General features: G+C 71.6%; 8 protein-coding genes. 4 read left to right on the forward strand and 4 right to left on the reverse strand.

Annotation, left to right across the window (positions count from 1 at the left end):
• Positions 1 to 335: 335 nt before the first annotated feature.
• Complete coding sequence (locus NBW84_RS16200) at positions 336 to 731, reverse strand: NUDIX hydrolase (protein WP_445548258.1); 396 nt, start codon at positions 729 to 731, stop codon at positions 336 to 338.
• A gap of 348 nt (positions 732 to 1,079) precedes the next feature.
• Between NBW84_RS16200 and NBW84_RS16205 the strand changes: the two genes are divergently transcribed.
• Positions 1,080 to 2,360, forward strand: a complete 1,281-nt coding sequence (locus NBW84_RS16205) for a site-specific DNA-methyltransferase (protein WP_250285582.1) — start codon at positions 1,080 to 1,082, stop codon at positions 2,358 to 2,360.
• Positions 2,361 to 3,253: 893 nt separating this feature from the next.
• Here NBW84_RS16205 and NBW84_RS16210 read toward each other — a convergent pair.
• Positions 3,254 to 3,442: a hypothetical protein gene (locus tag NBW84_RS16210; RefSeq protein ID WP_250285583.1), complete on the reverse strand. Its 189-nt coding sequence runs from the start codon at positions 3,440 to 3,442 to the stop codon at positions 3,254 to 3,256.
• A 31-nt stretch (positions 3,443 to 3,473) separates the two neighbouring features.
• On the opposite strand from NBW84_RS16210, the gene cas6 reads away from it, so the two are divergent.
• Positions 3,474 to 4,019, forward strand: a complete 546-nt coding sequence (gene cas6 / locus NBW84_RS16215; RefSeq protein ID WP_250285584.1) for a CRISPR system precrRNA processing endoribonuclease RAMP protein Cas6 — start codon at positions 3,474 to 3,476, stop codon at positions 4,017 to 4,019.
• A gap of 129 nt (positions 4,020 to 4,148) precedes the next feature.
• Here the strand turns inward: cas6 and NBW84_RS16220 are convergent, their stop codons facing one another.
• Positions 4,149 to 5,591, reverse strand: coding sequence for an aldehyde dehydrogenase family protein (locus tag NBW84_RS16220; protein ID WP_250285585.1), 1,443 nt, complete (start codon positions 5,589 to 5,591; stop codon positions 4,149 to 4,151).
• 636 nt (positions 5,592 to 6,227) lie between these two features.
• Here NBW84_RS16220 and NBW84_RS16225 point away from each other — a divergent pair.
• Both NBW84_RS16225 and NBW84_RS16230 read left to right on the forward strand, forming a co-directional pair.
• The gene (locus tag NBW84_RS16225) at positions 6,228 to 6,848 is read left to right on the forward strand and encodes a DUF6758 family protein (RefSeq protein ID WP_250285586.1); all 621 of its coding nucleotides are present in this window, start codon (positions 6,228 to 6,230) and stop codon (positions 6,846 to 6,848) included.
• Positions 6,849 to 7,047: 199 nt separating this feature from the next.
• Positions 7,048 to 8,013, forward strand: coding sequence for a diacylglycerol/lipid kinase family protein (locus NBW84_RS16230; protein ID WP_250285587.1), 966 nt, complete (start codon positions 7,048 to 7,050; stop codon positions 8,011 to 8,013).
• Positions 8,014 to 8,125: 112 nt separating this feature from the next.
• Here NBW84_RS16230 and NBW84_RS16235 read toward each other — a convergent pair.
• Positions 8,126 to 9,052, reverse strand: a 927-nt coding sequence (locus NBW84_RS16235) for an alkaline phosphatase D family protein (protein WP_250285588.1), incomplete at its 5' end; no start/stop codon positions are given.

Raw genomic sequence — 9,052 nt, forward strand, 5'->3', positions numbered from 1 at the left:
ACCCCGCCCTCCCCCGCCCTCCCTCTTCTTCCCCATTCTTCCCTTTTCCCTCCTTCCCTCCTTCTTCGCTCCTTCCTCCCCTGCTTCCCCATAACAACCGGATCACGAGAACGAGTATGCAAGTGGCTGCTACCACAGCCACTTGCATACTCACTTTCCTGACATGACCCCCACAGGGCTGGGCCAGTAGCGCGCATCCCGTCTGTCACCACCCGCGCAGGCCATGATCGGCGCGGGTTCGTCGTCGGGTACGCTTTCCGGCCTGCTGGCCGCGTCAGCGTGCACACAGCGACAGACGCGCCGGTCTTCTCCGGTGGCCGGCGCCCATCGGCGCTCTATGCGGTCGTGATGCCCCAGGTGGCGAGGGCGTCCAGCAGGCCCTCGGTGAGGGGCACGGCGCGCAGGTCGGCGCACCAGCGGACGTCCGCGGCGTCGTCCCCGGCCCGCAGGATCCCGCCGCCGATGTCGCACACGTAGTCGGCGATGTCGTAGACGGCTCCGTCCGGCCCCGGCCGCGTGACCCGCCCGACCAGCCGTCCAACGGCCACCTCCAGGCCGGTCTCCTCCCGGACCTCCCGGACGAGCGCGGCGCTGTCGCTCTCGCCGGGCTCGACCCGCCCGCCCGGCAGCGACCACAGCCCCCGCCCGGGTTCCCGGGCCCGCTGGACGAGCAGCAGCGCGCCGGCGGCATCCATGATGATCGCCCCGACGCATGGGGCCCTTCGCGCGATCCGCTCCGGCGGCACCCGGCTTCCCGTCGTCCGGTGAATCCGATCGTCCCGGCCGGCATACCCGGTCGTCGTGACCCGGTGCACACCAGCCGGCTGTTCTCGCACCCACAATGCCGGTGGATGGCACTGCCGGGCAACCTCATCCACCGGTTTATCCGTTTCATTCACCGCTTCATTCGCCGGCCTGTCCACCAGCCCATCCGTCGAACCGGTGCCCGTCTCAGCCTCGCATCGGTATCGTCGCAGATCAGAGCACATCGTGGATCTTGGTTGGCAAGTTTCGCATGGCGCTTCCGGTAAACCGCCGGCAGGCCGACCATTGGAAGCGAGCCGACCGTTGGAGGCGAAGTGACCGCGGCTGTCGGCCGGCCCCCCGTGGCACGCAACGAGCACCTGACCTTCCGCGCCAACATGGGTGCCGGCCGGCACGGGTGGCTGCGGCTCACACCGGCCTACGGGGTGCGCCTCGTCCGGGAGAGCATTTCGCGCCTGCCGGCGGGCTCGGTCGTCACGGACCCTTTCTCCGGGACGGGCACCACCCCGCTCGCCGCCGCCGAACTCGGCCATCACGGGCAGAGCGTCGACGTCAACCCTTTTCTCATCTGGCTCGGCCGGGCCAAGGTCCGGCGCTATTCGCCGGAAACCCTGCTGGCGGCCGTCGACGCCACCCGGGAAGTCATCCGGACGGCCACCCGGACAGATCGTGACGCCATCCTGTGGCAGCCCGACATCTTCAACATAGAACGATGGTGGACGCCCGGGACGCTGGACGCGCTGAAAGCGCTGCGGGCGGCGGTCGACGCACACGAGGGGCCGGTGCGCGACCTTCTCGACATCGCGCTGTGCCGGGTGCTGATCACCCGGAGCAACGCCGCCTTCAACCACCAGTCCATGTCCTTCAGTGCGCCCTCCGAGAAATCCGCCAGGGCCTCCGCGCGGGACGCCCGCGACAGCGCTCCAGCACTGTTCGACCGGGCCGCGGCGGAAGCGACGATCTCGGCGTTCGCGCTGGAGATGGACGCGGTGGCCCAGTCCGCCCGGTTCGCCCTGCCAGGCTCCGCCGCCATCCACCAGGGCGACTCCCGGACGAGGATCAACCAGCTGAAGGAGGCGGACCTGATCCTCACCAGCCCGCCCTACGTCAACCGTATGTCCTATGTCCGGGAACTACGCCCCTACATGTACTGGCTGCGCTTCCTGAACCTCGCCGGTGACGCCGGGGACCTCGACTGGCGGGCCATCGGCGGGACATGGGGCACCGCGACGTCGAAACTGAACGGCTGGCGCCCCGAGACCGACACCCCCGTGGACGACGCCATGGCCGCCGTCTGCGCCAGAATCACGGCGGACGGCGGGAAGAACGGCCCGCTGCTCGCGACCTACGTGCACAGGTACCACCACGACATGTGGTTGCACTTCCAGGCCGTCACACCGGCTGTGAAACGGGGCGGCGCGGTCTCCTACATCGTGGGGAACTCGGCCTTCTACGGCCATGATGTCCCCGCCCACACCTGGTACGCAGCCATGCTGCGCGCCCTCGGCTACATGAACGTCGAGATCACCACGATCCGCAAACGAAACTCGAACAAATCCCTCTACGAATACAACGTGAGCGCCCGCCGCCCGTGAACGCGGCGTTTCCCGGCCTCCACGCCCGCTCCCCCGCCCGCACGAGCGCTGGCGCCAACCGACAGGCACCGGAGCACCGATCAGCCAACACCAGTACAACCCGTGACCGCCCACAGCCGCCCGCACAAAACATGATCGGCGCAATTTTGTCATTGTGCACGCTTTTCAGCCACACAAGCGTACACAACGACAAACTCGCGCCGATCTTCCCCGGCAAACAGCACCCATCAACGGATCACCATCATCCGTGCGGCTACGCGCAGCAACATCACCGACATCCAGCCAGCCCCACATACGAGCCCGACGGCGACCCCACCCCCATGATCGGACCGGGGTCACCGAGGGCGAATACCAGAACGGTGGCGCGTGGCCCTTCATGTTTCTATGCCCTCATGATCGGGATGGGATTAGCGGGGCACCCCCTTCGGGAGCCCTGCCGAGCCGGGGCTATACCACTTGGTTACGAGGACCTATCGCAAACGATCTCCATGAAGATCTGGAAATAATCATCGATATAGATCGACATAGCCTCTGATCTGCGTAAACGAAGCCATCGAAGATCATGGAAAAACTGGGTTTGGCGAAACGATCTGCACCGGCCACGATCAAGCCGACTCGAGTGGCGCGGATGGAACACGGTGCCGGCGGTGGCCGTAACACGGAGGATGGCTGTTCTCGGGAGTGTTCCGGCCGGATGAGGGACCGTCGGATGAGGGACCGGGGGTTGCCTTGGCGGAGAGGGCGGCTACTCTGAGCGTCCGGATTCCGGGTCCATGGGGGGATACGATGCCGGCTTCACTGATATTGAAGTTCCCAGCTCCACCGCGTACGCCGTCGCCGCGCCAGTTACTCGGTGCCGCCGCTCGGCTTTTCGAGACCACCGACAGCGATCATCATGCGGAGAGCAAGCCGTTCGCGGTCGGGCCGGTCACGCCTTCGCCCAGCTCGGGCACGGCGGCCGCGAGAGGCACGACGGCTCCGACGGGCCCCGCCAGCCCCACGAACTCCGCGGGCCCCACCGGGGCCACCGGGGCCACCGGGGCCACCGGGGCCACCGGGGCCACCGGGGCCGCGTCGTCCACCGGTGCCGTGGGTATCGCGGGCTGTCCGGGGATGACACTCTGGCGGCTGGGCTGGCTCAGGGAGGAGGAGCTGCCGCGGAACTGGCCGCCACGGACGGTCCGTTTCGGGCCGTGCGAGCAGCAGGTCACAGGGTTCGACGTGGACCCGTGGCCGTTCGCGCGGCTGGCGTCGGCCGGGCCGGCCCGGCGCGTCCGGTTACGGATGATCACACCGCTGTTCTTCTCCCGTAGCGGCCGGGACCTGCCGCTGCCCGAACCGGTGCTGATCGTGCGCTCGCTGTGGACCCGGTGGAACACCTACGCCCCGGCCGCCCTGGAGATCGACGACGGCATCGCGCGTGAGCTGGCCGACGCGGTGTTCCTGGACTCCGTCTCCGGGGCGAGCCGGCAGATCCCGCTCAACGAGCAGATCCGGCAGGTCGGGTTCGTGGGCAACGCCGAGCTGCGTCTGCTGAGGACGGCGTCGGTGACCGTGACGGACGTCTTCGGCGCGCTGAGCCGGTTCGCGGCCATCGCCGGGATCGGCGCGCTGACCACCCACGGCTTCGGCGCCGTCGAGGTGACACCGAGCACGTGACGTCCGGACTGCCGCCCTGGCCCGGCCCCGTCTCGACGAGGCCGGGCCAGGCGGTCGGGACGGGACGGGCGGGCCGGACCAGCCGGGTCCGGCCGGGCGGGCCGGATCAGGCGGGTCAGGGCGGGCGGGTCACAGGTCGAGGCCGGTGAGGACGAGGACCCGTTCGACGGTGAGGTCCGCCATGGCCGCGTGCACGCCCTCCCGTCCCACACCGGACTCCTTGGCGCCGCCGTAGGGCATCTGGTCCGCCCGGTAGGACGGGACGTCCCCGATGATCACTCCGCCGACGTCGAGCTGGTGGTAGGCGCGGAAGGCGGTCGTCACGTCATGGGTGAAGATCCCGGCCTGCAGGCCGTAGGGGCTGTCGTTGATCCGGGCCAGGCCGTCGTCGAGGCTGTCGACCGGTTCGATGACCAGCACCGGCCCGAACACCTCCTCCCGTACCACCTTCGCCTCGGGTGGCACGCCGCGCAGCACGGTCGGGGCGATGGACGTGCCGTCCCGCTTGCCGCCGGTGACGAGCGTCGCGCCGGCGTCGACGGCCTCGGCGATCCAGCGTTCGACCCGTTCCGCCGCCGTCAGGTCGATCAGCGGCCCGACCTCGGTCGCCTCGTCGGCCGGGTCGCCGGTGCGCAGCCGCTCGACCGCGGCCGTCACCTCGCTCAGCAACGTCTCGTACACGCCACGTTCGGCATACACCCGTTGGACGGCGATGCAGGACTGGCCGGCCTGGTAGTTCGAGAACGTCGCGATCCGCTGGGCGGCCTGGCGCAGGTCCGCCGGCGAGGACCAGTCGGCGGCGACGAGCACCGCCGCGTTGCCGCCGAGCTCGAGGACGACGTGCTTGCGGGGCACGGCGTCCCGGATCGACCAGCCGACCGCCGCGGAGCCGGTGAACGACACCACTGGCAGCCGCGGGTCCGCGACCAGCTCCGCCATGGCCTCGTTCGGCACGGTCAGCACCGACCACGACCCTTCGGGCAGGTCGGTCTCGGCGAGCAGTTCGGCGAGCAGCAGGGACGACAGCGGCGTCTTCGGCGCCGGCTTGACGATGATCGGCGCGCCGACGGCCAGCGCCGGCGCGACCTTGTGCGCGACCAGGTTCAGCGGGAAGTTGAACGGCGTGATCCCCAGCACCGGGCCGCGGGGGACGCGCCGGACCACGGCCAGCCGCCCCGCCCCCGCCGGGTCGGTGTCGAGCCGTTGCAGGTCCCCGGACCAGCGCCGGGCCTCCTCCGCGCCCCAGCGGAAGGTCGACGTCGCCCGGGCGACCTCGGCCCGCGCCCAGGTCAGCGGTTTGCCGCTCTCGGCGGTGATGAGCGCGGCGATCTCCTCACCGCGCTCGGCGATCCGGCCGCTGACGTGAGTGAGGGCGGCGGCCCGGCCGTGCGCCGACACGGCCGCCAGCTCCCGCGCGGCCCGGGCGGCGGCGGCCACCGCCACCTCCACCTGCCCGGCGTCCGGCTGCGAGACCGTGGCGACCGGACGGCCGTCCCACGGGTGACGCACCTCGAAGGCCGTCGAGCCCGTCGCCGGCCGGCCCGCCACCCAGAACGGTTCGACCTTGCCCATGGATGCCACCACTCCACCTTCGTGCACAGGACGCCCGGAAGGGCGGCGCCACGCGGGACGGGACAACGTCGGTATACCGAACAACTGGCAACAACCGGCAACCGCCGGCAGCCGCTGACGGCCACCGGCGACCGCCGGACGAGCGGACGGCCGGGCGGATGCGCACGTACATGTGCGCATCGTGCCGATGCCGGGATACCGGGCGCCGGAGCCAAGCGCACGGTCACACCGGACACACGGACCATGCCGGACGGCCGAGCGCAACACCCGTTGTGACGCCCACTGATGCCACCCGGTCAGGCAATACCCGGTCCGGGCGAGATGAAGCACCCTCTCGGGCAGGGCGAAACATCCACGGCGGCTCCAGCGGCGGCTCCGCAGCGGCTCCGCGGCGGTTCCACGGGACGGCTCCCCCACGGGGGCCCATGTGCGGAGGCCTCCGCACATGGGCCCCTCAGGGCCTTCCCGCGGTGGCTCCGCGGCGGCTTCACGGTGGCGGGGCGAAGGCTGCGGGGCGAGGCGTCCGCGGTCCGCCCGCGACGGGTTTGACGAACGAAAGCCAAGGGAAGTGACCACGGCTATGAAAGCGTCGTCGAGTGACGCGTATCGCCTGGAAGGCCGCTGGGGAGCCCGCCGGTGACGACTCCTCCCGCCTGTCCCCGATGCCTGGGGGCACTATGCCCGCCTGATCTGTGGAACGACCAGTGGCGCTGCGAGGAGCACGGGGAGGTCGCGCCGTACCGGGTCGCCGCGTCCTCCCGGGAGCAGGCGCTGCTCTTCCTCGCGCACGCGGCCACGGCGCCGGTCTGGGTGCCCTGGCCGATGCCGGTGCACTGGTTCGGCAGCGGGGTCGCCTGGGCCGGTGACGAGCGCACCGGCCCGCGGGCCACCGCGTTCGCCGCCGGCGGGCCGTCCCCGCTCGGTGGGCCGGCCGAGCTGGTCCTTGTCGCCGAGGAGCCCGGGACGGGTCTCGGGGCGCGGCTGGCGGGGCTGCCCGGCACCGACCCGGAACGCATCGGCGGCAAGCCCGAGGAGAAGATCGAGGCGGCCGGGCATCCGACCGCCCTGTGGCCGGTGCTCTGCCCGCCCGACCGGGCGGTGTTCGTCGGGGAGGCCTGCGGGGTGTGGCTGTGGGTCGCGCTCTGGCCGTCCGACGCGGCCACGCTCCTGCTCGAGCACCTCGTCCTGTGGGATCTGCGCAGCACCGAGACCCTCGCCACCTGCCTGCTCTTCGGCGCCGACAGCACCCACCTGTAGCCCGTCCGTAGCCAGCGGCCGCGACGTCGTAGCCGTCCGCGGTCCCGGCGACCGACACCAGAGATCGCCCGACGGGGTTCTCCGGAGAGATCGTAAGATCGTCGACGGTCGGACGGTGTTCGACAACAGATGATCATGCTGGTGGGCGTGCGTACCCCGGGCCGGGAAGCGGTCCGGGAACGGGAGAGGGCTGGCGGGGATGACGACACCTGGGACGGACACCGCACCTGGGACGGACACCGCACCTGGGACGGACACCGCCGCGCCACCGGCGGCGGAGGTGGACCGGCGGCGGCTGCTGCTCATCGTCAACCCGCACGCCGGTGGCGGACGGGGCGCACGGGCGCTGCCGGACGTGTCCGCCGCGCTGCGGCGCTGGGCGTCGGACGTGCGCGTCGAGCGGACCCGCGACATCGGCCACGCCGCCGATCTCGCCGGACAGGCGGTGGCCGACGGCCGGGTGGCGGTCGCCCTCGGCGGGGACGGTCTGGCCGGCCGGGTCGCCGAGGCCGTGGCCCGGCTGGGCGGGCTGCTCGCCGTGCTGCCCGGGGGGCGCGGCAACGACTTCCTGCGCTCCGTCGGCGCCAGCCGGGATCCGGTGATCGCCGCCACCGCCCTGGCCAGCAGCGTCGAGCGTCGCATCGACCTGGCCGAGGCCAACGGGCGGGCCTACCTCGGCATCGCCAGTGTCGGCTTCGACTCGGACGTCCAGGTGATCGCCAACCGGGCCCGGTTCGTCCGCGGCCAGCAGGTCTACACCTACGGCGCGTTACGGGCGGCGGCGGCGTGGAAGCCGGCCCGGTTCACCGTGGAGATCGACGACGGTGCCCCGCGCGAGCTCGTCGGCTGGACGGTGGCGGTGGCGAACTCCGCCTGCTACGGCGGCGGGATGCGCCTGGCACCCGGGGCGGAGCTCGACGACGGGCTGCTCGACGTCGTGCTGCTGGCGCACTGCGGCAAGATCACCTTTCTGTCGACGTTCCCGAAGGTGTTCTCCGGGCGCCATGTGGACTCCGCGCACGTCGAGGTGCTGCGGGCACGCAGTGTCCGGGTGGACGCCGACCGGCCGTTCCAGCTCTACGCCGACGGCGACCCGGTCGCGGACCTGCCCGCCCGGATCGTCCTGCGGCCGGGCCTGCTCCGCTTCCTCGCACCCCCGGCCTGACCCGCGCCCGGCCTGACCCGCGCCCGGTCTGACCCGCGCCCGGCCTGACCCGCGCCCGGCCTCGCCGTGGCCGGGCCCGAAGAAGCTCGGCCCCCGCGCCCGGAGGCGGCGCTCAGGCCGACTGGGCGCCTGGGCGGCCGTCCTCGACCACCCAGGTGGCGTCGGTGGTGACCGGCGCGTCCCGGCGGTCGATCGTCTCGGCCACCCGCATCTCGGCCTGCCACTGCCCGGGGGTGACGTGGACGCGGGTGTAGCCGCGCCGGTCCCCGCGGAAGTAGCGCACGTGCGGGTTGAGCAGCCGGTTGTTCGTCCGGATGAGATCGTCGTCGACCAGCAGGAACCCCGAGCTGATGGACGTGCAGACGAACTCGGTGCCGATCACCGGCGTCTCCGGCCGGTTGAAGTCGGCCCGCAGGTCGTTCACCCACGCGGAGTGGATGTCGCCGGAGAGCACCACCGGGTTGCGTGCCCGGCTGTCGCGGACGGCGGACAGCAGGCGGGTGCGGTACGGCACGTAGCCGTCGTTCTGGTCGAGGTTGGCCAGCACGTCGCCGAGGCCGGGGGCGATCCGCGCGTGCAGCTGGGCCATCATCGTCTGCTGGGCGATCACGTTCCACCGGGTGGTCGATGCCCGCAGGCCGTCGACGAGCCAGGCCTCCTGCTCGGCGCCGGCCATCGTCCCGGCGGTGTTGTTCTCCCCCAGCGACGCGTTGCCGATGTCCTGGGAGACCCGGCCGGGCTGCGGGGTGCGGTACTGCCGGGTGTCCATCATGTTGAGGGTGAGCAGGTCACCGAAGGTGAACCGGCGGTAGAGCCGCAGGTCCGGCGAGCCGGGGGTGTAGCTGACCCGGATCGGCATGTGCTCGTAGTACGCCTGGTAGGCGGCGGCCCGCTGCCGGGCGAACACGGCCGGATCCTGGTGTTTGTCCCCACTGTCGCCGGACTCGTCGGTGAGGCCGGCGTAGCCGTTCTCGGTCTCGTGGTCGTCCCAGACGGCCACCCAGGGCGCGGCGGCGTGCGCGGCCCGCAGAGCGGGATC

This window comes from Protofrankia sp. CiP1_Cm_nod2 (assembly GCF_920664355.1).
Lineage (GTDB): Bacteria > Actinomycetota > Actinomycetes > Frankiales > Frankiaceae > Protofrankia.

Excerpts from the sequence above, each read along its gene's own strand:
- cas6 (WP_250285584.1), top strand. The coding sequence starts at position 3,474 with ATGACACTCTGGCGGCTGGGCTGGCTCAGGGAGGAGGAGCTGCCGCGG.
- NBW84_RS16230 (WP_250285587.1), top strand. The coding sequence starts at position 7,048 with ATGACGACACCTGGGACGGACACCGCACCTGGGACGGACACCGCACCT.
- NBW84_RS16220 (WP_250285585.1), bottom strand. The coding sequence starts at position 5,591 with ATGGGCAAGGTCGAACCGTTCTGGGTGGCGGGCCGGCCGGCGACGGGC.